At 54.2% G+C, this 21006-nt stretch carries 19 protein-coding genes and 5 pseudogenes; 13 read left to right on the top strand and 11 right to left on the bottom strand.

The genetic code is table 11. The features are described 5' to 3' along the window. Window positions 1-30 precede the first annotated feature (30 nt). Both ACWGZX_RS02250 and ACWGZX_RS02245 read right to left on the bottom strand, forming a co-directional pair. A complete protein-coding gene (locus ACWGZX_RS02250) occupies window positions 31-873 on the bottom strand; it encodes an alpha/beta fold hydrolase (RefSeq protein WP_452627109.1) in 843 nt (280 codons plus the stop codon). Window positions 874-889: 16 nt separating this feature from the next. Then, window positions 890-1498, bottom strand: a complete 609-nt coding sequence (locus ACWGZX_RS02245) for an FMN-dependent NADH-azoreductase (protein ID WP_452627108.1) — start codon at window positions 1496-1498, stop codon at window positions 890-892. 202 nt (window positions 1499-1700) lie between these two features. On the opposite strand from ACWGZX_RS02245, the gene ACWGZX_RS02240 reads away from it, so the two are divergent. The 3 genes from ACWGZX_RS02240 to ACWGZX_RS02230 all read left to right on the top strand — a co-directional run bounded on the left by ACWGZX_RS02240 (window position 1701) and on the right by ACWGZX_RS02230 (window position 2983). Continuing rightward, window positions 1701-2153, top strand: a complete 453-nt coding sequence (locus ACWGZX_RS02240; protein ID WP_452627107.1) for a carboxymuconolactone decarboxylase family protein — start codon at window positions 1701-1703, stop codon at window positions 2151-2153. A gap of 75 nt (window positions 2154-2228) precedes the next feature. Beyond that, the gene (locus ACWGZX_RS02235; RefSeq protein ID WP_223517307.1) at window positions 2229-2549 is read left to right on the top strand and encodes a DMT family transporter; all 321 of its coding nucleotides are present in this window, start codon (window positions 2229-2231) and stop codon (window positions 2547-2549) included. A gap of 98 nt (window positions 2550-2647) precedes the next feature. Next, window positions 2648-2983, top strand: a complete 336-nt coding sequence (locus ACWGZX_RS02230; RefSeq protein ID WP_223517306.1) for a hypothetical protein — start codon at window positions 2648-2650, stop codon at window positions 2981-2983. A gap of 184 nt (window positions 2984-3167) precedes the next feature. Here the strand turns inward: ACWGZX_RS02230 and ACWGZX_RS02225 are convergent, their stop codons facing one another. The 5 genes and pseudogenes from ACWGZX_RS02225 to ACWGZX_RS02205 form a co-directional block, all read right to left on the bottom strand. Further along, entirely contained in the window at window positions 3168-3569 is a 402-nt protein-coding gene (locus ACWGZX_RS02225; RefSeq protein ID WP_223517304.1) for a heme-binding protein, read from the bottom strand. A 20-nt stretch (window positions 3570-3589) separates the two neighbouring features. Then, window positions 3590-4807, bottom strand: a complete 1218-nt coding sequence (gene glcF / locus ACWGZX_RS02220; protein ID WP_452627106.1) for a glycolate oxidase subunit GlcF — start codon at window positions 4805-4807, stop codon at window positions 3590-3592. A gap of 3 nt (window positions 4808-4810) precedes the next feature. Beyond that, on the bottom strand, window positions 4811-5875 hold the full coding sequence (glcE, locus tag ACWGZX_RS02215) for a glycolate oxidase subunit GlcE (RefSeq protein ID WP_452627105.1): 1065 nt from the start codon (window positions 5873-5875) through the stop codon (window positions 4811-4813). Then, a complete protein-coding gene (gene glcD / locus ACWGZX_RS02210) occupies window positions 5875-7374 on the bottom strand; it encodes a glycolate oxidase subunit GlcD (protein ID WP_223517299.1) in 1500 nt (499 codons plus the stop codon). Before glcD ends, glcE begins: the two co-directional genes overlap by 1 nt. 157 nt (window positions 7375-7531) lie before the next feature. After that, a pseudogene (locus tag ACWGZX_RS02205) lies at window positions 7532-7726 on the bottom strand (transposase); the annotation flags it as partial. Window positions 7727-8042: 316 nt separating this feature from the next. On the opposite strand from ACWGZX_RS02205, the gene ACWGZX_RS02200 reads away from it, so the two are divergent. The 5 genes from ACWGZX_RS02200 to ACWGZX_RS02180 all read left to right on the top strand — a co-directional run bounded on the left by ACWGZX_RS02200 (window position 8043) and on the right by ACWGZX_RS02180 (window position 14347). Continuing rightward, window positions 8043-8717 (top strand): hypothetical protein, encoded by a 675-nt coding sequence (locus ACWGZX_RS02200; protein ID WP_452627104.1) that lies wholly within the window; start codon window positions 8043-8045, stop codon window positions 8715-8717. Window positions 8718-9437: 720 nt separating this feature from the next. Then, on the top strand, window positions 9438-10496 hold the full coding sequence (locus tag ACWGZX_RS02195) for an LPS O-antigen chain length determinant protein WzzB (protein WP_452627103.1): 1059 nt from the start codon (window positions 9438-9440) through the stop codon (window positions 10494-10496). A gap of 460 nt (window positions 10497-10956) precedes the next feature. Then, a complete protein-coding gene (locus ACWGZX_RS02190; RefSeq protein WP_452627102.1) occupies window positions 10957-12243 on the top strand; it encodes a flippase in 1287 nt (428 codons plus the stop codon). A 63-nt stretch (window positions 12244-12306) separates the two neighbouring features. Then, on the top strand, window positions 12307-13215 hold the full coding sequence (locus ACWGZX_RS02185; RefSeq protein ID WP_452627101.1) for a glycosyltransferase family 2 protein: 909 nt from the start codon (window positions 12307-12309) through the stop codon (window positions 13213-13215). A gap of 4 nt (window positions 13216-13219) precedes the next feature. Next, window positions 13220-14347: an EpsG family protein gene (locus ACWGZX_RS02180; RefSeq protein WP_452627100.1), complete on the top strand. Its 1128-nt coding sequence runs from the start codon at window positions 13220-13222 to the stop codon at window positions 14345-14347. Window positions 14348-14596: 249 nt separating this feature from the next. Here the strand turns inward: ACWGZX_RS02180 and istB are convergent. The 4 genes and pseudogenes from istB to ACWGZX_RS02160 all read right to left on the bottom strand — a co-directional run. Continuing rightward, window positions 14597-15395, bottom strand: a pseudogene (gene istB, locus ACWGZX_RS02175) (IS21-like element helper ATPase IstB). Then, window positions 15378-16352 (bottom strand): annotated as a pseudogene (gene istA, locus ACWGZX_RS02170) (IS21 family transposase); the annotation flags it as partial. The pseudogenes istA and istB, both read right to left, overlap by 18 nt. A 92-nt stretch (window positions 16353-16444) precedes the next feature. Further along, the gene (locus ACWGZX_RS02165; protein ID WP_452627099.1) at window positions 16445-16864 is read right to left on the bottom strand and encodes a hypothetical protein; all 420 of its coding nucleotides are present in this window, start codon (window positions 16862-16864) and stop codon (window positions 16445-16447) included. 195 nt (window positions 16865-17059) lie between these two features. Next, window positions 17060-17938, bottom strand: a pseudogene (locus ACWGZX_RS02160) (transposase); the annotation flags it as partial. A 47-nt stretch (window positions 17939-17985) separates the two neighbouring features. On the opposite strand from ACWGZX_RS02160, the gene ACWGZX_RS02155 reads away from it, so the two are divergent. From ACWGZX_RS02155 to rfbB, 5 genes and pseudogenes are all read left to right on the top strand, one after another. After that, entirely contained in the window at window positions 17986-18243 is a 258-nt protein-coding gene (locus tag ACWGZX_RS02155) for a thioredoxin family protein (RefSeq protein WP_452627098.1), read from the top strand. Continuing rightward, the gene (locus ACWGZX_RS02150) at window positions 18244-18423 is read left to right on the top strand and encodes a hypothetical protein (protein WP_223517286.1); all 180 of its coding nucleotides are present in this window, start codon (window positions 18244-18246) and stop codon (window positions 18421-18423) included. It begins immediately after the preceding gene. 10 nt (window positions 18424-18433) lie between these two features. Continuing rightward, a pseudogene (locus tag ACWGZX_RS02145) lies at window positions 18434-18580 on the top strand (HU family DNA-binding protein); the annotation flags it as partial. Window positions 18581-18843: 263 nt separating this feature from the next. Continuing rightward, window positions 18844-19908 (top strand): LPS O-antigen chain length determinant protein WzzB, encoded by a 1065-nt coding sequence (locus ACWGZX_RS02140; RefSeq protein ID WP_452627097.1) that lies wholly within the window; start codon window positions 18844-18846, stop codon window positions 19906-19908. 32 nt (window positions 19909-19940) lie between these two features. Then, complete coding sequence (gene rfbB / locus ACWGZX_RS02135) at window positions 19941-20999, top strand: dTDP-glucose 4,6-dehydratase (RefSeq protein ID WP_452627096.1); 1059 nt, start codon at window positions 19941-19943, stop codon at window positions 20997-20999. Window positions 21000-21006 lie beyond the last annotated feature (7 nt).

The raw sequence follows: 21006 nt of genomic DNA, 5'->3' as shown, positions 1-21006 counted from the left end.
GGACGGTTCGCTTCGTATCAAGGTGCGTCCTTATTTTTGCCCGAGGAAATTCAGCATGATCGCATTGAAGTCCGCCGGTGCCTGCATGAATGCGAAGTGACTGGCGTTGGGCAATATGGCCAGGCCGGCGCCCGGGATGGTTGCGGCCAGGTACTCCGTGTGCTCACGGTTGATCGCTTCATCGTGGTCGCCATCGACAATCAACACCGGCGTTTTTATGGTCTTGAGGTCCGCATCGCTCCACTCTGGCTGCGACGCCCACATATGGCTGATCTGTTCGACGAACTCATCAAACTTGTCGGGTGTTTTCGACAGCTTTTTGTATTCCTGCCCGGCGCGATCAATGTAGGCGGCAAACGTCGGGTTTTTTTCAACGCCTTGGATGACGCCTGAGGTTTTTGAGTTGGCGGCGAAGGCGAATATTTTTCCGACGCGATCAGGGTGACGCATCGCCAGGTCCAGACCCAAAATCCCCCCATCGCTCCATCCCACGACGTCCGCCTTAGGGATTTTCAGGTGGTCCAGCACCGCAACGACGTCATCGGCCATCAAGTCGTAGCCATAGGCTTGCGCATCCCGACTGCTGCGACCGTGGCCACGGCTGTCCAGCAAGATCACGGTGTGATGCGGCGCGAGCACGTTGACCTGATTGCCCCAATAGTCGGAGTTGGCCAGGCCGCCATGCAACAGGACAACGGGAGAACCGTGCCCAATGACGCGGTAGAAAATTATCGCGCCGTTGACGTCGAGGTAGGCGGACTTGGACGCCATCGTGATCTGGGGCGTGGCGGGCAGCGTTTCCCAGCGCTCGGCAGCGTGTGCAATCGAAAACGAGGCGCACAACAAAAAAGCGACAGCGGTGAGGCGGTTCATGGGGCTCTCCCTTTGCTCATCGAAGCGCTGAAAAATGCGCTTCCACTGCTTGGTCAGTCTTGCTCCTGGCCAGCGCTACGGCCTGCGGACCCAAAGCGGTGCCTTCAACAGAGAAGAACGTTAGTGCATGCAGTCCGATCATGCCCAGAACCGCTTTCAGATACGGGGTCAGAAAGTCGGGCTGACGCGGTTTTTCTCCTGAAAATCGTCCTCCCGATGACACGGCAATAAAGACGGGACGGTCGTGCAGCACACTGGTTTTCCCTTGCGCGCCGACATTGAACGTGCGACGGACGCGAGCGATATGGTCGATCCAGATTTTCAGTGCCGCGGGGACGGTGAAGTTGTGCATGGGGGTGCCAATCACCACAACGTCGGCGCTTTCCAGTTCTTCAATCAGCACTTCCGATTGGGCCATGGAGCCTTCTTGGGACACATCGGCGGACGCTTGTTGGGACATCGCGTAATGCTCATCAACCTGCGGTATGGCATCGCCGCTCACCACCCGGTTGATAACGGTTGCAGTGGGATCGCTCTTTAGCAAATGACCAATGATGTGCCTGGACAGTCGATAGCTCTCGGAAGTTATCCCGCGAGGGCTGCACGTCACATGGAGGATTTTCATGGTTCGCCCCTAAATAAAAGTACGTATTCGAGGGGGCATTCTAGGAAGCAGATGACCTATGGCAAAGGTCCAAGAAGTGAGCGGTGGACTGAGCCATGACTGCGCCTTCATGGCCCATGACGCAAGGCTGATCATGGATCTTAGCAATTAGACCAAGACGCAGCACGATGGAGCTCCTCACAGCAAACACAAAGGATTCATCATGAACAATCGTCTCGACTACGCCAAGGCTGCACCCGAAGGCTACAAAGCGTTTGGCGGGGTGTACGTCTACCTGCAAAAAAGCGGTCTCTCCCACGAACTGATCGATCTTGTTTATTTACGGGTGTCGCAAATCAATGGCTGCGCCTATTGCATCGATATGCACTCGCGCGATCTGCTCAAACTGGGCGTCGTCGTTGAAAAATTGGTGCTGGTGCCAGTCTGGCGCGATGCGGGTGACGTTTTCACTGACCGTGAACGTATTGCGCTGGGCTGGGCGGAAACCGTCACACGCGTCGCTGATACAGGCGTTCCCGATGCGGAATATGAAGCGGCAGCTGCCGAGTTCAATGATAAAGAATTGGCTGATCTGACTTACGCGATTGGGTTGATGAACGCCTTTAATCGATTTGGTGTGACGTTCCGTTCGACCCCTGCGGCGGCTGGAAAGTAGAGCGCTCTCCAGGTTTCGCCAGGTCGTAATGCCTGGCGATTCAACTTACGTCATTCCTCCCGCAGGACAATCAACATGGCATGGGCACTGCTCGGCATCGCTGGCATTCTCGAAATTGCGTTCGCTTTCTACATGAAGGGCTCGGAAGGATTCACCCGGTTAGTCCCTGGACTTTTGGCAGCCGCCACGGGTTTGTCGAGTGTCTTTCTTCTTTCGCTCTCATTGCGCTCACTGCCGGTGGGAACAGCTTACGCGGTCTGGACCGGTATCGGTGCGGCGGGCACCGCGATTCTGGGCATGGCGCTGCTGGGGGATGCCACCACGGCGCTGAGGATCGCGTGCATTGTGCTTATTTTGGCCGGTGTCATCGGGCTCAGGCTGGTCTCGGGAAACTGAACCCGACGCTGGATGTTTTACGCGGGTAAGGCAATTTGCTGGCCCCGCTGGCGCGAAGTTATCGCCAAAATCACTTTATTTTCAGGTGGTTAGGCGGAATGCAATTGCGCAATGTAACGGTCACGTTGATCTCGTTTACCCTGGCGAGCATGGCGGGTGCGGTCCAGGCCAGGGAGTTGATGCCCAATGACCGCTATATGTGTGACTGGGGCGCGGGGACGGCGGCCAGAGCCCAAGAGCTCAAGTTGTCCGGGGTGTCGCTGTATGCCGCTCGCCAGAAGATACAGACCTACAAGTTCAACAAACCGTGGATGCACATGATGGCCATGGGCATTACCGAGCAAACATACGACAGCCCGTCGCGGTTCAAACCTGCTGCGGTCCGGCAGAGTTTTTATGAAGAGTGCATCAGGTATAAGTTGGCGCGGAAGTAGTGGTGCTCACAGTCTGTGGCTAAGGGGCCTTTGTGGTGAGGGGGCTTGTCGGAACGCCGCATCGCCCCGTTGGGCTGCGAAGCGGCCCCAAAAATGGGACAGCTGCGCTGTCCAACGGGGCGATGCGGCGTTCCGACAAGCCCCCTCGCCACAGGTAAATCATCAGTTGTATGTTCTGATACCGTCACTTCAGGCATTTTGCCCCGGCCTTGGCCACTTGCGCATCCTGCTCGGCCTTGACGCCGGACACGCCGACCGCGCCGATCACCTGGCCATCAAAAATAATCGGCACGCCACCTTCAAGCGACGTCAGTAACGGCGCGGATAAAAAGGCGTAGCGTCCACCATTGACCATGTCTTCATAGCCCTTGGATTCGCGCCGGCCCAAGGCCGAGGTGCGGGCTTTTTCGGTGGCGATGTAGGCGCTGCTGGGCGCGCAACCGTCGAGGCGTTCCAGTGCCAGGGGATGGCCGCCGTCGTCGACAATCACGATGGTCACGGCCCATTGATTGTTCTGTGCTTCGGTGCGGGCGGCGGCGAGGATCTGGCTGACTTCGGCCTGGCTCAGTACGGCTTTGCTTTTCATGGCAATTCTCCAATGCGCGATCAGGGCAGGGCGGCTTCGACCAGTTCGATCCAGTGCCTGACGGGGGTTCGACCCGCACCGTCAAGGTGCGACTGGCAGCCGATATTGGCGGTGACTATGACTTCGGGAAATCCGCTCTCCAGCGCATTGAGCTTGTTATCGCGCAGTTGTCGGGACAGCTCGGGTTGGGTCAGTGAATAGGTGCCCGCCGAGCCGCAGCACAAGTGGCTATCGGGCACGGGCGTGAGGTTGAAACCCAGGCGCGTCAGCAACGCTTCAACCGCGCCGCCGAGTTTTTGCGCGTGCTGCAAGGTGCAGGGGCAATGGAACGCCAGGCGTTGGGCGGCGTGGATGCCAAGTGCTTCCAGCGGTTCTTCGCGCAACACTTCGACCAAGTCTTTGGCCAACGCACTAACCTTTTGCGCCTTGTCGGCATAGGCCGGGTCGGCGCGGAGCAAGTGGCCATAGTCTTTGATGAACGCACCGCAACCGCTGGCGGTTTGCACGATGGCTTCGACACCGTTTTCAATGCTCGGCCACCACGCATCGATGTTGTGTCGTGCGCGATCAAGGCCGGCGGCCTGAGCGTCGAGGTGATAATCGACGGCGCCGCAGCACCCGGCCTCGGGGCTCGGTGTGATGCTGATGCCCAGTCGATCCAGCACGCGTGCGGTGGCGGCATTGGTGTTGGGCGACAACCCCGGCTGCACGCAACCTTCCAGTATCAGCACCCGCCTCGGGTGACGCACCGTCGGGCGTGGTTTGGCCGGGTACACACGGCGAGGCAACTTGGCTTGCAAGGTGTTTGGCAACAACGCACGAAACATCTGTCCGCTGTTGACCAGCGCTTTGAACAGCCCGGGATTGGGCACGACGCGGCGCAAACCTTCGCGCAACAAGCGCTGGTCGAGTGGGCGCGGTACGGCGGCATCCACCACCGCGCGACCAATGTCGAGCAAGTTGTGGTAATCGACGCCAGAGGGGCAGGTGGTTTCGCAGTTGCGGCACGACAGGCAACGGTCCAGATGCTGCTGGGTTTTTTGGGTAACCTCGTGGCCTTCCAGCACCTGCTTGATCAGGTAGATGCGACCCCTGGGCCCATCCAGCTCATCGCCCAACAGTTGATAGGTCGGGCAAGTGGCATTGCAAAAACCGCAGTGCACGCAGGTGCGCAGAATGCTTTCGGCTTCTTCGGCGCGGGGCAGTTGGCGGGCCTGTTCGCTCAAGGTGGTCTGCATGGGTCAACACTCCGCGTACAAGCGACCGGGGTTGAAGATGCCCCGTGGATCAAGTTGCTGCTTCAGGTTCTGGTGGTAGTGCATCAGCGCAGCAGGCAACGGTTGGAACGGGCTGTCGATCAGGCCGTGGCTGTAGCAGGTCACATGCCCGCCGACCTCACCGACGATCTCGCGAATGAGCGACGCCTGCGACTCGGATTTGAGCCAGCGTTGTGCGCCGCCCCAATCGATCAGTTGAGCGCCGGGCAGGGAAAGCCGGGGCGTGTTGTGCGGCAAGGACAACCGCCAAAGGGGTTGGTCCTCATCGAAGAAACCCAGTCGATGTTCGTTGAGATCCGCCCAGTATGAAGCGTCGAGCAACTCGCCACCCAAACGGTCATGGGCCGCCGCCACCGAGCCTTCGCCGCCCTCGAGCCGCAAGTGCAGGCGCTGCCCGTCGTGGCACGCCGCGCTGATCGGCAAGGGCTGCTGGCCCCACTCCACGAGGCGAAGCAAAGCGCGATCACTGTCCATTTCCAGGCTGATGCTCAGGCACTGCCGCGGTTTGGGCAGCACCTTGAGCGACACTTCAGTCACCACCCCCAGCGCGCCGTAACTGCCGACCATCAAGCGCGACAGGTCATAGCCGGCGACGTTCTTCATGACTTCACCACCGAAGCGCAAATGCTTGCCGTGTCCGGTGATCACCCGCGTACCGAGGACAAAGTCCCTGACCGAGCCTGACCACGGACGCCGTGGTCCCGACAACCCACAGGCAATCATGCCGCCGACGGTGGCGTCTTCACCAAAGGAGGGCGGTTCGCACGCCAGCATCTGCTGTGCGTCGTCCAAAACTTCGGCCAGTTCTGACAACGGCGTGCCGCAACGGGCGGTGATCACCAGTTCGGTCGGGTCATAGCTGACGATGCCTCGGTGGGTGCGCGTGTCGAGAACTTCCCCCGCGACAATGCGCCCAAGGAAGGCCTTGCTGTTGGAGCCCTGTACGCGCAACGGCGTTGCGTTTTGCAGCGCCTGATTGACCTGTTCCAGCAGTGCGGCGCTGTCATCCATGTCGAATTCGCTGCGCATCAGAAGCGCTCCAGATCAGGGAAGGGCATCTGTCCCATATGCACGTGCAGGGCGCCAAATTCGGCGCAGCGGTGCAGGGTGGGGATGTTTTTGCCGGGATTGAGCAGACCGCCCGGATCGAAGGCGGCTTTGACCGCATGGAACAGCGTCAGCTCATCGCTGTTGAACTGCGCACACATCTGATTGATCTTTTCGCGGCCCACACCGTGTTCACCGGTAATGCTGCCGCCGACCTTCACGCACAATTCGAGGATCTTGCCGCCCAGGGTTTCGGCGCGGTCGAGTTCGCCGGGCTGGTTGGCATCGAACAAAATCAGCGGATGCATGTTGCCGTCGCCGGCGTGGAAAACATTGGCTACCCGCAGGCCATATTCGGCCGACAGCGCTGCGATAGCCTGCAACACGCCGGGCAGTTCGCGGCGCGGGATCGTCCCGTCCATGCAGTAGTAATCCGGCGACAGGCGTCCCACCGCCGGGAAGGCATTCTTGCGTCCGGCCCAGAAACGCACGCGTTCGGCCTCATCGCGGGCCTGGCGGACTTCGGTGGCGCCAGCCTGTTCCAGCACCTGGCGCACGCGGTTGCAGTCATCATGCACGTCGGCTTCCACCCCATCGAGTTCACAAAGCAAAATGGCTTCGGCGTCGACGGGATAACCGGCGTGGATGAAGTCTTCAGCGGCGCGAATGGCCAGGTTGTCCATCATCTCCAAGCCGCCGGGAATGATGCCGGCGGCAATAATGTCGCCCACCGCACGGCCGGCTTTTTCGACGGAATCGAAGGCGGCCAGCAGCACTTTTGCGGTCTGCGGTTTGGGCAGCAGTTTGACTGTCACCTCGGTGATTACCCCGAGCATGCCTTCGGAACCGGTGAACAAGGCCAGTAAATCGAAGCCGGGCGAGTCCAGGGCATCGGAACCCAGCGTCAGGTGTTCGCCCTCGACGGTGAGGATCTCGACCTTGAGCAGGTTGTGCACGGTCAGGCCGTACTTGAGGCAATGCACGCCACCGGCGTTTTCGGCGACGTTACCGCCGATAGAACAGGCAATCTGCGAGGAGGGGTCCGGCGCGTAATACAGGCCGAAGGGCGCCGCCGCCTGGGAAATAGCCAGATTACGTACCCCTGGCTGAACCCGCGCGGTGCGGGCGTCGGGGTCGATGTGCAAGATGTTGTTGAAGCGCGCCATCACCAGCAGCACGCCTTTTTCCAGCGGCAATGCACCACCAGACAAACCCGTGCCGGCACCACGGGCAACCACCGGGACGTGCCGCTCATGGCAGACTCTAAGGACACCCTGGACTTCGTCGAGGTGGCGGGGCAGCACCACTAGCAGGGGCGTGGTGCGGTAAGCGGAGAGCCCGTCGCATTCGTACGGCCTGAGTTCTTCCTGCTGGTGCAGAATTTCCAGATCGGGCAGCCGCGCGTGCAGCGCCTTGAGCAGAGCGGCTTTGTCGACGTCAGGCAAAACGCCGTCGACGCGTTCATCGTAAAGAATGTTCATCGCCTGATCGCAACCCTCAGTTGTTTTTATTCGAGGACTTCCGGTGACAGTTAATGTGCTACTCCATAAGTTAGACCCTTGTCGCTTAACAGAAAACAGTTTGACGCTTCCTCGTTCAATCAATCTACGTTTTCGTCTCAGTCCAACAGCTTATCGACTGCGTGGCATCGGCCACATTGGCCGCCGTACGTACCACGCTATGCGCCAAGCCCGACTCGTCATCCACCTCTATATGGGCCTTCATGCCGAAGTACCATTGATTGCCTTTCTTGGCCAGGTGCATTTCCGGATCGCGCTTGCCTTCCTGGTTCTTGGTCGAACTCGGCGCATGAATCAGCGTGGCATTGACGATGCCCATGAAAAAGTGATCGCCCTAGAAGTATGGGAAAGCAAGCTGTTCAACGGCAGCTACGACGTGCTGTGAAGTGGGTACGCAAGGTGAATAGTCAAGAACAGTTCAATCATCGTGACGACACGCAAATAATCACCTTGCGCGAAGTGATTGTGAGGCTACTGGAATCCTTTGCCGGTATGCGTGAGCACTCACCAGAAAGCTGCCCCTGATTTCTGTCTGGCGCCGTCAAGATAATCGGTAAAAAAGGTCCGCCGGTGTCACGCGATGCTCACGTTCAGTTGTAAAAGGATGATTTAGTGGAAATCACTCAGCAATGCAGCGAGTTTGTGTTGAACAACAAGCCGTATCCCAGGCGACTTTTGCGGCAAAAGCCTATGCCGGGCTTTTCTTGCGTATTGCAGGTGCGTCGCCGACCGAGTTTGCTCAGTTTAACTATGAGGAAACGCTAGAAGTTGAAAAGTCGCCACTCAAGAAAGAACTATCGACTATCAAGTTTCGCGCGGGCGCCATGCAAACGCTATATGGCTTTATTGCTGGCATCTTTCTTGATTCGAAGGTGCCAGATCTTTCGGCGCGCAAAATGCGCAAGCATAAGAGCTTCGTGCAGCGCTCGGCTTGTCTGTCTCCGTCCACGCTTGCTGCATCATTGAGTCACACCGAAGCCATAAATGTCTCGACCTATGCAGAAGCGACGCTCAAACAGCAGGAAGCCGAGCTCAGCCGGTTCTGGCAGTCCGTGCACTATGCCGCAACCTCGTTCGTGAGCGCAACGAGAAGGCGCCAGGCGAGGAGAGCTCGAAGGCGGATGGCCATTGTGACGGGGGTGTTGGTGTCCGGTTTTGTAGGGGTAAGTCCGCACGCAGTACGGCTGTCTCTACTGCTCGCGCTATGTATGCCACTCCGACGAAAAATACCTGCGCAAGCTCCTGAGCTTGCAATACGTGATCAGCGCCGTGCGCAAAGCGCTCCCGGATGTAGCGCACGCTGAAGCTCTGTACAAGGAGTTCTCGATCAGAATCGAGTTCATCATTAACGCGCTTAGCTAGCGCTCCGAGTCGGTGAAACAGATGATCGAAACAGTCAAAACAAAAGAGTTTGAGCTCGGCTTGCTGACCCCGTTCTGGGAAAGCCGCTTGAGTCGTTATGAAGTAGAGGTGGGGGTGGTGTTTTGAGCGCTGTTATGTAAAGCTCAGTGCCAAAGTCTATGGGCACGAACAGAGTGGAACTTATGTACCAATCCCTCCTGGTGATGGCGATTTTAGCGCGCATAACGCGCATAAGGTGTTGAACTATCAGCGGTTTTCGATTGTCCATTATTGAATGGGGTTTTGATTGCCAGCCAGCGGGAGTCTTGCAGGACTCCCGTTTATGGCATTAGCGCGAGTCCACGGTTACCCATGCCGTTGGTATGGATACTGTGGCCGATATCACACTCAAGGCGGGCCGTGGCAACCCGGGGATGGTCCTCAATGCTTTTCTGGCGATGCGCGAAACGTCCGCTTCAAAGCCGATCCAGCTACCCAGGCAGGCTGTGATGAATGGGAGTTCGCGGTGTCCAGAAGAGCCCCTGCCCAGTAAGCTGCAACATGAGGGGTTGTATTATCAGAGGGAGTTGGCAGAGTGCGGGAGTTTTTTGCACGGGCGGTAAGAACTTAAAACTGTTATCTGCAAGTTTAAACAAGACTATTCATCAAAATATGGATCAACTGTGACTAATGATATTTCCCCCCGTCGGACTCTTAGGGATGATGAGACCGACTTGGTTGAGCTGCTGCTGAGTTTATGGACGCAAAAATGGCTAATCATACTGGTCACCTTGATGATCACCGCTGGTGCCGCCTTATATGCGTTTCTCAGTAAGCCGGTTTACGAAGCGCGTATTTCCGTACTGCCGCCCTCGCTCAGTAACATTGCTGGCTTCAACCTGGGACGGAGTGGAGCGCGTGGGCTGGTGCCTTTCTCGGTCAGCGATGTATACGCTGTTTTCACTCGTAACCTGCAAGCCGAGGAAGTTCGCCGTCAATTCTTCAGGGAGGTTTACTTGCCGTCACTGGACGCAGAGCAGCGTTCAAGGTCTCTGGACAGGCTCTACATGGAGTTTTCTGGATCACTAAGCGTCAAGGCGCCAGACAAAAATCAGCCAGATCGCTATATCATTGTTGTTGAGCGTCACGACCCAGGCCAGGCTGCGGACTGGGCTAAGCGCTATATCGACCTGACGGCTCGGCAATCCCTCGGTGAGATGCTGAAAAACGCTCAAAGTGAGCTCTCTGTGCAGGCCGGGAATATTGAGCGGCAGATAAAATCCCAGCGGGATACTGCCAAAGCTCGTCGTGCGGACCGCATTACTCAGCTGCAAGAGGCGCTGAAGGTTGCCGAGGAAGTTGGCCTTGAAAAACCTCCGATGATTACTGGGCGATCGAATGACAGCGAGCTCGCCGCATTTATGGGTGGTAGCTTGATGTATATGCGCGGAGCCAAGGCGCTGCGAGCAGAATTGCAGGTGCTTAAGTCACGCGAATCTGACGACCCCTTCATTTCCGACCTGCGCAACCTTCAGGAACAATACGAGCTTTATGCCGGTGTAAGTCTCGACCCGGAAGGAGTCGCAGTCTTCCGTCAAGATGGTAAAATCGAATTGCCGGATGCCCCCATCAAGCCCAAGAAGGCATTGATTCTGGCGCTTGGTGTGTTGCTTGGCGGTATGCTTGGTCTCTTCATCGCTCTGATTCGTCTGATGATTAAAAAACGTTTAGCCACGACCTAAACACTCCTCCTCTACCGTTTACTGGAGGGGAGTGAGGCGTTAAATAACCAACGCCAGATCCAGGAAGGTACATTGGGCGAAGAAAATTAACGCTCAACTCCCCATCCGCCGCAACTTTTCGTGAGGCAACCGTTTCACCGAGTATTGTAGGAGGCCGTAACCCTTCTGAGCCCTGTGGGCACCGGAGTATGTAGAATCCGGCAAGTAGGTGTTTTGATCCGAAAGGTGAGCTGCATGTTATTCGGCTGGTGCGGACCAGAGGGGGCGTGGATGCTTAAGTGCTCATCAGAGGTGCGATTTTTTGCGGTGGTGCGACGACACCGCAATAAGCAGAATAATCTCGAGGCCCCCATCGCAACTCTAGTTCTATCAGTACTTAATACCTGTCCAAGAAGCACTGTTCCCCTATGGAATGAAGGCTGTGAATTAACTATTTGTGTTTATTTTTTGGGGGTTGTTAATGTTATTGCGTAACTCTCTATTGAATTTAATTGGGCTTGGCGGTCCGTTACTGGCGGCAATTTTTACTATACCGTATTTAATAGCAGAGCTCGGTCCTGAGCGCTTCGGACTGTTGACCTTGATTTGGGCTGTCGTTAGCTACTTCGGTTTGTTTGATTTTGGACTAGGGCGTGCACTGACCCAGCAGATCGCTATCACATGGTCACGTGATGAAAAACAAGATTTACCGTCAATCACAGGAACCGCCTATCTTATTATGCTTGTCCTTGGCCTTTTCGCGGGTCTGATTATGGCTTTGATAGCGCCAGTTCTTGTTGATCAGATTAAGAATGTTCCTAATAAGTCCGAAGCTATTAGTGCTCTGTACGCAATGGCTGTTGCGATGCCATTCATTGTTCTGACATCAGGATTCCGGGGCGTGCTCGAAGCGCGACAAGCCTTCGGAGTTATTAATTTGATTCGCATACCCATGGGGCTTTTCACTTTTCTCGGGCCGGCTGCGGTGGTCTGGATTGATGAGCCTAGACTGGACTTGATAGCCTGGGTACTTGTTATGGGGCGAGTCTTAGGGTGTCTCGTGCACGCTTGGTATGCCTTTCGCTCTTTGCCGAAAGAGTATAGGGGGCTGGTTGTCAAACGAACCTGGGTTCGACCGTTATGCGTCAATGGTGGCTGGTTAACTGTGAGCAATGTCATAAGCCCTTTGATGGGTTACATTGATCGTTTCATCATCGGGGCATTGGTTTCGACTGCAGCTGTCACGTATTACGCGACACCCAATGAGATTGTTACCAAACTCTGGATATTCCCTGCTGCATTGACAGCCGTACTATTCCCAACCTTTGCCGCGCAGATCAGTCGCGGCGGAGGAGAAACGCGCGAACTTTTCAAGAAGGTTCTGCTCTGGCTTTTTCTTGCGATGACACCAATTGTGGTTGTGCTGATACTTTTCGCCCACGAAATCATGCGTCGGTGGATTAACGAGGATTTTGCCAACCAGAGTGCAACAATCCTGCAGATCTTTGCAGTCGGAATACTGATTAATAGCCTGACACATATTCCATTTACGTTGATTCAGAGCAGTGGACATGCTCGATGGACAGCGCTGATACATTTAGTCGAGCTTCCAATGTTCATGCTAGCCCTCTGGTGGCTCACCATTAACTATGGTGTCGAGGGTTCAGCATGGGCGTGGCTGTTGCGCATAATTTTTGATACTGGATTGATGTTTGCTTGTGCAAAGCACATCCTTGATTCGCGTTTGGCAGCAGTAAAATATGGCTAATTCAGAGTTTCGACTTTGCTATGCCAGATTGAATTTAATTGACGCCGCTACAGGGAGTTTGATTTGAAAGTTCATGACGTTGTGATAATCATGTCGGTGTTCAATGGCGAGAAATATGTGGTTGAGCAAATCGATAGCATACTTTGCCAGGAGTCGGCAAATGTAAAGCTTTGGATCAGAGATGATGGTTCAACTGATAGCACAGTTAGTTTGATTAGTGAAAAATATGCCAATGATGACAGGGTGTTTATACAGAAGGGAAAGAACTTAGGTGCGTGCAAATCGTTTATTGAAGCTGTTTTCTGCTGTGATTTTGTCGGGGATTATTATGGATTCTCAGATGCTGATGATGTTTGGGTGATTGACAAAATCAAGCATTCTGTAGACCTGTTGATGAAAGATGGGAGTGATATTCCTGTTGCTGTCTCTACACGATTACAGATTGTTGATGAGTCTTTAGGTCCTATAGGCTACACAAAAGTACCTAGAAAGGGTTTGATCTTTAAAAATGCCATCGTTGAATCTGTCGCGAGTGGCGCATCAATTCTAATGAATGAACAAGCATTTAAGATAGTCAGGTCAGTAAGGCCTAGCCATGCTGTTATGCATGATGCATGGGTGTATTTAGTGATTTCTGCATTCGGGAAATTTATCTACAGTGAGTATCCTACGATAAAATATAGACAGCATGGTAGTAATGTAATCGGAGCCTCAAGGTCTTTAAAGAAGAAAATTATTTCACGATTTTCCAGGTTGTCAAATGTTAGCCCGTTCCGCGCTCAGGCCGAAGAATTTATGCAGTTTTTTGGCAAGTCGCTTAGCAAGGAAAACTATGTGATTCTTGATAGGTATTGCAATCACGATAGTAGCTTTCGACGGAGGGTTATGTTCGCAATTAATCCGAGTGTTTATTTTCAGAGTGCTAAGGCTAGCATTTATTTAAGGCTCTTGTCATTGTTGGGTAAGGGGTAATTAAGTGCAAGAAAAACAGCAAGGGTTTGGCGTCGTTTATTCTGCGGCGCGAAGTCTTTTTAGTTTTAATTTATATGTGCTCTTTTTAATATTGGCTTTCTGTTCGTTTTATTCTGCGCGGGAAAGTTTTTCATATGATTATATTTTTTATATAGGCTACTTTGACGCTATACAAAAAATGCAGCTGAGTGATATTTTTTTATCGCTGCAAAGTAATTTGCCAATTATTTACGTAAGTGTTCCCCCTTCAGGCCTGCTGGAGGTTGGTTTTGTACTGTTTGTGAGGGCTCTGTTTTTTATCACTGAAAGTCCAGAGTTAGTCTACGCGTTAATCGCTACGATATCGCTAATGACGAGGGTTTTCATAATGAGAAGGCTTGGTATAAATTGGGCCTGGATCGTGCTGATAAACATTTACGCGATTACATTGTTTGAGGCTAATGCAATACGCGCCGGTTGTGCTTTGACTTTAATTATTTTTGGTGGGTATTGCCTTTTAAAAGATAGAAAACTTATAGGCTTTGCTCTCCTGGTTTCTTCTATTTCATTTCACGTGCAGGCGGCTTTTGTTTTTTGTTTTTTTGGTTTTTTTTGGTTGTTCTATAATTTTTTCAGCCAAAGTGCTTTAAGGCTTGCCTTGACAGGACTCGGATTGGGGGTGAGTGGGTTAGTGGTTGACAAGGCTATTGCGCTATTGAATGTAAGTAAGATGGAAGACTATAGCGGCAAATATGTTGGATCGGTTGGGTTTAATAGTATTTCATTGGCGGGCATATTATTAGTTGGGGGTTTTTTCTATAAAATCGTGTCGTCGAGAAAATACGTCTTGGAGTCAATGGGTGCCGAAGGAAGGATTTTGTTGCCATTTTTAATTTCTTCAGTCCCTGCATTGTCCGCCTTGGTGTTTGCTACGTCTCTTGGTGCTATAGGTGATAGGCTTTGGCAGTTCGCTTTTGTTGTTTTTAGCGTTTTTATGTTGAGAGTGGATGTAAAGGGCTCTTTTAGATATGTTCTGTATTTGTTGTTGATTTTGTGTTTGTTTATTTCAAATATAAATGTGCTGATAAGGTATCCGTTGTCTAATTTTTTATATCCGTTGCTTCCGTACATTGATATTGTTCCTAAGTTTTGATTTTGTGGAGGCTTGGGTTTGAAAAATATAGTGGCCCAGCAGATTATTAGCCAGTCTGTAAGACAGCTTGATAGGTTGGGTGGTGGCGCTGATGAAAAATTGACCCACTTTGCCGATTGAAAATTGACCTAGGGCCGATTGCTGATTTTTGCATCAGTAATTGTGGATAAGCTTAGCAGCAGTGTCCCGCTGACATAGGCACTAAGCCCCACCGCATGCAGGCATACGGCAGGGTATTCCCGGTGTCGATCAAAACGGTTCATCGTCCTCTGTACCGTCGTCGTCCTTGCGCTTTCGCTCACGTGATTTGATCTTTGTCTGGGCGACCAAGCTGCTGTGTTGCAGCCGGTAGGACTCGTTGCCCGTTTCGACGATGTGGCAGTGATGTGTCAGCCGATCCAGCAACGCCGTGGTCATCTTGGCGTCGCCGAACACACTCGACCATTCCGAGAAGCTGAGGTTGGTGGTGATGAGCACACTGGTGTGCACGTATAGCTTGGACAGCAGGTGAAATAACAGGGCACCACCGCTCTGACTAAAAGGCAAATACCCCAGCTCATCGAGTATCACCAGGTCTGTGCGAAGCAGCCCTTGAGCGATTCGGCCTGCCTTACCCTCGTGTTTTTCGCGCTCCAGCAAATTGACCAGATCCACCGTGGAGTAGAAGCGCACGCGTTTGTTATGCGTCGTGATCCCGGACACGGCCAAGGCGGTGGCCAGGTGGGTCTTGCCGGTTCCAGGCCCGCCGATGAACACGACATTCTGCGCGGTATCGGTGAACTCCAGTCTGGACAGATCCCTGACCAAGCGGGTGTCTGCGCTGGCTGAAGTCGAAGCCTGCCAAATCACGATGCATGGGGAGTTTGGCCATGTTCATCTGATGATTCACCGAGCGTACGGCGCGATCTGCATGTTCCTGTTGAAGCAGGTGTTCGAGCAGCCATTTCGACGACGCCGTCGCGGCTTCGCCTTGGGACGCAAGTTCTTCCCAGGCGCTGGCCATGCCATGCAGACGCAGCTCCTTGAGTTCCGCCATAAGATCACGCATTGCGAGTCTCCTCATCGGTGGTACGGAGCCGGTCGTAGCGCGCGGTATTGGCATCATTTCCACCCGTTCCAGTTCCAGCACGTCCGCCACCGACAGCCCGTTGTACTGTGGGTGCAGCAACTCGTTCCAGAGCGCACGATAATGTTGTCCGAGCCAGACATTCAGTTCTTCGAAGGCGTGGAGCATGCAATCTTGAGCATCGAGCCAGATGTGTCGCCGGCTGTCCTGGACGTTCTTTTCGACGATGCCTTTCTCCCAGCCCGAGGCCACGTTGCAGAAGTCCGGATCAAACAAATAGTGCGCGCACATCACGGCAAACCGAGCATTGACCGTGCGGCCCTTACCCTTTTTGACCTTGTCGACAGCGGTCTTCATGTTGTCGTAGATGCCGCGACGCGGCACCCCACCTAGGGCGCCAAACGAGCGGTAATGGGCATCGAACAACATCTCGTGGCCTTGGCTGGGATACGCAACCAGCCGAAATGCGCGACTGGCGTACAGCTTCATGTGGGAAACCTGGATCCGTCGAAACAGGCCGCCGATCAGCAGACTTTCTTCGCTCCAGTCGAACTGAAAGGCCTCACCGAGGGCGAACGTCAACGGTACAAAGGCGCGTAAGGATTTGCCTTGCTCACCGCGCCACGAACGTATGAAGGCGGTGAGCTGGCTGTAGCCGCCGTCGTAACCCTCGGCCTTGATCTGCTCGAAGAGTGCTTTGGCGCTCCTGCGATTGTGCTTTGCCCCGAAGGAATCGGCCTTGAGTGCCTGTTCCAGCGTCTCGTGAAATGGACTGAGTTTGTTGAGGGCTGCACACCGCTGGTAAGCCGGCTGAGCTGCTTCGGGCGTTTTGACCCATTTTCGGATGGTATTTCTCGACAGCCCGGTACGCTTGGCAATCTGATGCAGCGACAGCTTGTCGCGAAAATACACGCGCCGAATTTTGCCCATCATTTCCATGCTGATCACCCTGTGTTCTCCTGCTCAAAAATTGAGCAGAAGCAGTTGAACACCTGGGTCAGTTTTCAGTCGGCAGAACAGCCTTTACTGGGTCAGTTTTCGGTCAGCGGCAACAAAAGCAACACACCGGCTCGTGCGGACCAAGTTGGGTGGAGATTTCTACCTATGGAAAACTCTGCCAGCCGTGCCGCGACTTGCGAGGGCCCAATCACCATGCCGATGGCCAAGGCCACAGCGGTCGCGATCCCCAATTGCTTGAGGACATTGAGCAGGTGTAATGAGATACCTGATACGACCAATGCCAGAATCGTCAACATGGCGCCAATCAACAAGAACAGGTGATTGGTGGTATCGGGGCGAAGCTCTGATGTATTGCGTGTTTCTATAATGACGGGGTGAGGCGATTGTTTTGTGCTTCCAGGAATCAACAGGGCATGAATAGGGAATCCGATTAGCAGATAAGCTGCTGCGATGGCGAAGCAGGTGGGGTCCACTTGGTGACGCGCTGACATCTCTGGACGCCGAGGGTTGGGTGTCCGCTTTTGGCCGATTCTGTTGAAAAAGTCGGATTTTCAGCTCACCTGAAGTCAGGCACGACTACCACCGGAGAACCTAATCACCACATTGAGTGGTTTCTCGGCCCTTCGTTGACCTTTGCTGCTCTGTTAATGGGTTAGTTTGAGGTTTTTAGCTTCGTGCAGGCGCACCTATCCCGTAGAAGGTGGCCCTTGAGATGCAAGTTTGGCCAGACGTCGCAGGTTCTGTACCGCGGCCGCCAGCGTGAACTCATCGGACGCGCCATTCATGCCACGTAGTCGCAAGCGATCCAGTTTCAGGATTCGCTTGAGGTGGGCAAACAACATTTCGACCTTCTTACGTTCGTGGCGAGAGCGCACGTACTCCGGCGTCGCCGCGATGCGTCGAGCCACATCACGAGCGGCTTCATGGATGCTGCGGACGATCTTGCGAATCGAAGTGTTCGGGCAGTACTTGGCTTTCATCGGACATGTCGCGCAGTCGGTCTGCATGGATCGGAAGATGATGGTGTTGGCTTTTGTGACGTGCGAACGCTCGTTCTTGAAGGCTCGCCATTCGCCGCGTAATACGTTGCCGGCCGGGCAGCGGTATTCCTCAGCCTCTTCATTCCAGTGGAAATCGTTACTCGAAAAGCTGTCGTTCTTGCGCTCAGTTTTGTCCCACACCGGCACATGCGGTTCGATGTCTTTTTCCTCCACCATCCAGACCAGCATCGGCGCTGTGCCGAAAGCGGTGTCGCCAATGAGGCGCTCTGGCTTGATGTCGAGCTGCGCTTCGACCCGATCGATCATCGTCTTGGTGCTCTCGACTTCTGCGGTTCGATGAGCCGGTGTGGGTTCCACATCCATGATCACGCCGTGCTCGGTATCGATCAGATAATTCGTGGAGTAAGCGTAGAAAGCTGGGCCGGCAGGAGCAGCGGTCCAGTGGGCTTGAGGATCCGCCAGCGACAGGCGTTTCGGTAGCGTTTCGGCCAAAGCCTCTTCGTCGAGGCCTTCAAGGTACTCACGCACGGCGCGGGTGCTCAGGGCCGGATCGCTCCAGTTGACTGCCCCATCCTGAATGCGCTGAAGCATGTGCCCGTGGACGCTGAACAATGAAGATCGAAGTCTTTTATGCTGATGGATGCGGCAACTGCAGCGTGTCCAGGCTCGACCTCAAGGACGTCGTGCTCGCAGCGTTTCCCGGCGGAGCGGTTTGGAGCGAGATCGACATCGTTAAGAACATCGACTACGCGGTGGAGCTGGGCGTTCTCACGGTCCCGGCTGTCGCGATCGACGGGGCACTTGTATTCACCAAGCTGCCGACGGCTCAACAGCTTGTGTCTGAGTTGACGGCCGCGCAGAGAAACTGAATGGACGCTGAATCGAGGTTGCAACTCGTCCAGCAGGGCCGCCTGGCGGCGACCGTCACAGCGTTTTTGGCGGGCTTGGTATTTAGCTTCAACCCAGTGGCAATGGCTGCCGTGGCGGTGACGCTCGCCTACGTCACCAAGGCCCGGGAAAACCTGCAGGCGACGCAGTATCCGGGCTGATCTATCCTGTGGCTTTGGAAGCTTCTCCCTGCATTTCCGTGCGCCACGGGTCGGGCGTAACCCTAAGACCGGCGATTGCGCAAGCTTGGATGGCAAGTTCGTTACGCATTTCAAGCCGGGGAAGGAGTTGCGGGATCGGGTGAATGAGGAGGAGTAATGGCGTTGTAGGGACTGGCGGTAAGGTCAGTTTTGCGTCTGGTCTGTCAAGTCTTGTAATAGTTCGCATATCTGAGAGAATGCCGTGCTGAGTTTATAGTTCGTGTCGGCAGTGAGGAATCTCTTCTTTGGAGCGTCTCAAGGAGAGGCTGTTATCCAGGTCAAAGAATCAAAGGATTGCGAGCGGATTTTTTAGTCCCCATCCCCATCCCCACCCCCATTGCTGAGCTGACGATATTGATTTTTTCTTGATCCGGAGTTTCAGTGAGTCAGATCCCACCCGTAAACAGCTACCAACCCTCGGACGAGATTGATTTAGCTGAGTTGCTTGAGAATCTATGGAAGCAAAAGCTGCTGATTGCTCTTGTGACGCTGTTGACTGCAGTCGTAGCCGCTAGTTATGCCTTTTTGTCCGCGGCAGTCTACGAGGCAAAAACCAGTTTGTTGCCGCCTCGCTTGGCAGATATCGTTGGCTATAATCTGGGGCGAGCGGAGGCTGGGCTGCCAGAATTTACTGTGGAAAAAGTTTATTCCATGTTTACTCAGAACCTTCGCTCAGAGGGGCAGCGCAATAGCTTTTTCGAGCAGGTCTATCTTCCCGCGCAGGAAGCTGACGCAAGCTCAAAAACAAAGGATCAGCTTCGGGAGGCTCTAAACAAGAAACTGGTCATCAGCAATCCTGATGTTAAGAACAACCCAGGTCGATTCGAAGTGGCAGCGCAGTCCGCAGTGTCGAGCAGGGCGGCAGAGTGGGCAAACTTGTACGTCGAACTGGCGGCGGCCAAGACTCGGCAAGATATGGTTGATACAGCCACGACTGAAATCAGTACGCGAGTTAAGTCGATCAAGAGTCGAATTGAGGTATTGCGCGAGAGTGCCAGAAAACTTCGTGAAGACCGCATCGCTCGCCTGCATGAAGCTTTAACCGTTGCAGATAAAGTGGGTGTGCAAGCGCCGCAGGTCAAAGCCAGCAGAACATCGTCGGATGGTGAGTTGGAGCAGTTCGTTGATGGCAATTTGATGTATATGCGCGGTGCCAAGGCCATTCGCGCCGAACTGGCAGTGCTGCAAAGCCGCACGAATGACGACCCATTTATAGCCGGTCTACGCGATTTTGAAAATCAACTGGATTTTCTATCCAAGGTTAGCGTGAGTCCAACTAACGTTGCGGTTTTCACCTTGGATAATACTGCCGAAGCTCCCGACACTCCAATCAAACCTAAAAAAGCGCTGATACTGGCTCTTGGGGTTGTTCTTGGCGGTATGCTAGGTGTGTTTATTGCCTTGATTCGTAGCATGTCGGCGAAGCGTCGCCAGCAAGTAAACTGATAACGCTTCGCAACAGCTAAAAAGAGTGAAGAATGAAAATTCTCGTCACCGGCGGCGCCGGCTTTATTGGTTCTGCGGTTATTCGCCAGATCATTCGCAACACCAATGATTCGGTAGTCAACCTCGATAAACTCACCTACGCCGGCAATCTCGAATCACTGGCTGACATCATCGGTAGCGAGCGCTACGCCTTCGAACAGGTGGATATCTGCGATCGCGCCGAAGTTGAGCGAGTGTTTCGCGAGCATCATCCCGATGCCGTGATGCATCTGGCGGCGGAAAGTCACGTTGATCGCTCCATCGACGGCCCCGCGGCGTTTATTGAGACCAATATCGTTGGCACCTATACCTTGCTGGAAGTTGCTCGCCAGTATTGGCAAGGTCTGGACGACAGCCGCAAAGCCGGGTTTCGCTTTCACCATATCTCCACCGATGAAGTGTATGGCGATCTCGACGATCCAGCCGAACTGTTTATCGAAACCACGCCTTACGCGCCCAGCTCGCCGTATTCAGCCAGCAAGGCCAGTTCCGACCACCTGGTACGCGCCTGGAGTCGTACCTATGGGCTGCCGACGCTGATCACCAATTGCTCGAATAACTACGGTCCGTACCACTTCCCGGAAAAGCTTGTGCCGTTGATCATCCTCAACGCCCTGGAAGGCAAGCCACTGCCTGTGTACGGCAAAGGCGATCAGATTCGTGATTGGCTCTATGTCGAGGATCACGCCCGCGCGCTGTACAAGGTAGTCACCGAAGGCGAGCTCGGCGAAACCTATAACATCGGCGGTCATAACGAAAAAAAAAATATCGAGGTGGTGCATGCGCTCTGCGCTCTGCTCGACGAGTTACGGCCCGACTCGCCACATTGCCCGCACGCCAGCTTGATCACCCACGTCCAAGACCGCCCCGGCCACGATCTGCGCTACGCCATCGACGCCAGCAAGATTCAGCGCGAGCTTAACTGGACGCCCATCGAGACCTTCGAGTCTGGGATTCGTAAGACCGTTGAGTGGTATCTGAACAATCTGCAATGGTGCCGCCGCGTACAAGATGGCAGCTATCAACGTGAGCGCCTGGGCGTTAAGGCATAAGGAAGCA

Source organism: Pseudomonas sp. CLCA07, assembly GCF_053615335.1.
Note: the sequence above shows the minus strand (reverse complement) of the source record. Positions and strands in the feature narration are given on the sequence as shown.

Excerpts from the sequence above, each read along its gene's own strand:
- ACWGZX_RS02235 (WP_223517307.1), top strand. The coding sequence starts at position 2,229 with ATGGCATGGGCACTGCTCGGCATCGCTGGCATTCTCGAAATTGCGTTC.
- ACWGZX_RS02155 (WP_452627098.1), top strand. The coding sequence starts at position 17,986 with ATGAAGATCGAAGTCTTTTATGCTGATGGATGCGGCAACTGCAGCGTG.
- ACWGZX_RS02165 (WP_452627099.1), bottom strand. The coding sequence starts at position 16,864 with ATGTCAGCGCGTCACCAAGTGGACCCCACCTGCTTCGCCATCGCAGCA.
- ACWGZX_RS02250 (WP_452627109.1), bottom strand. The coding sequence starts at position 873 with ATGAACCGCCTCACCGCTGTCGCTTTTTTGTTGTGCGCCTCGTTTTCG.
- ACWGZX_RS02240 (WP_452627107.1), top strand. The coding sequence starts at position 1,701 with ATGAACAATCGTCTCGACTACGCCAAGGCTGCACCCGAAGGCTACAAA.
- ACWGZX_RS02190 (WP_452627102.1), top strand. The coding sequence starts at position 10,957 with ATGTTATTGCGTAACTCTCTATTGAATTTAATTGGGCTTGGCGGTCCG.
- ACWGZX_RS02225 (WP_223517304.1), bottom strand. The coding sequence starts at position 3,569 with ATGAAAAGCAAAGCCGTACTGAGCCAGGCCGAAGTCAGCCAGATCCTC.
- ACWGZX_RS02150 (WP_223517286.1), top strand. The coding sequence starts at position 18,244 with ATGGACGCTGAATCGAGGTTGCAACTCGTCCAGCAGGGCCGCCTGGCG.
- rfbB (WP_452627096.1), top strand. The coding sequence starts at position 19,941 with ATGAAAATTCTCGTCACCGGCGGCGCCGGCTTTATTGGTTCTGCGGTT.
- ACWGZX_RS02200 (WP_452627104.1), top strand. The coding sequence starts at position 8,043 with ATGCAGCGAGTTTGTGTTGAACAACAAGCCGTATCCCAGGCGACTTTT.
- ACWGZX_RS02245 (WP_452627108.1), bottom strand. The coding sequence starts at position 1,498 with ATGAAAATCCTCCATGTGACGTGCAGCCCTCGCGGGATAACTTCCGAG.
- ACWGZX_RS02230 (WP_223517306.1), top strand. The coding sequence starts at position 2,648 with ATGCAATTGCGCAATGTAACGGTCACGTTGATCTCGTTTACCCTGGCG.
- glcF (WP_452627106.1), bottom strand. The coding sequence starts at position 4,807 with ATGCAGACCACCTTGAGCGAACAGGCCCGCCAACTGCCCCGCGCCGAA.
- glcD (WP_223517299.1), bottom strand. The coding sequence starts at position 7,374 with ATGAACATTCTTTACGATGAACGCGTCGACGGCGTTTTGCCTGACGTC.
- glcE (WP_452627105.1), bottom strand. The coding sequence starts at position 5,875 with ATGCGCAGCGAATTCGACATGGATGACAGCGCCGCACTGCTGGAACAG.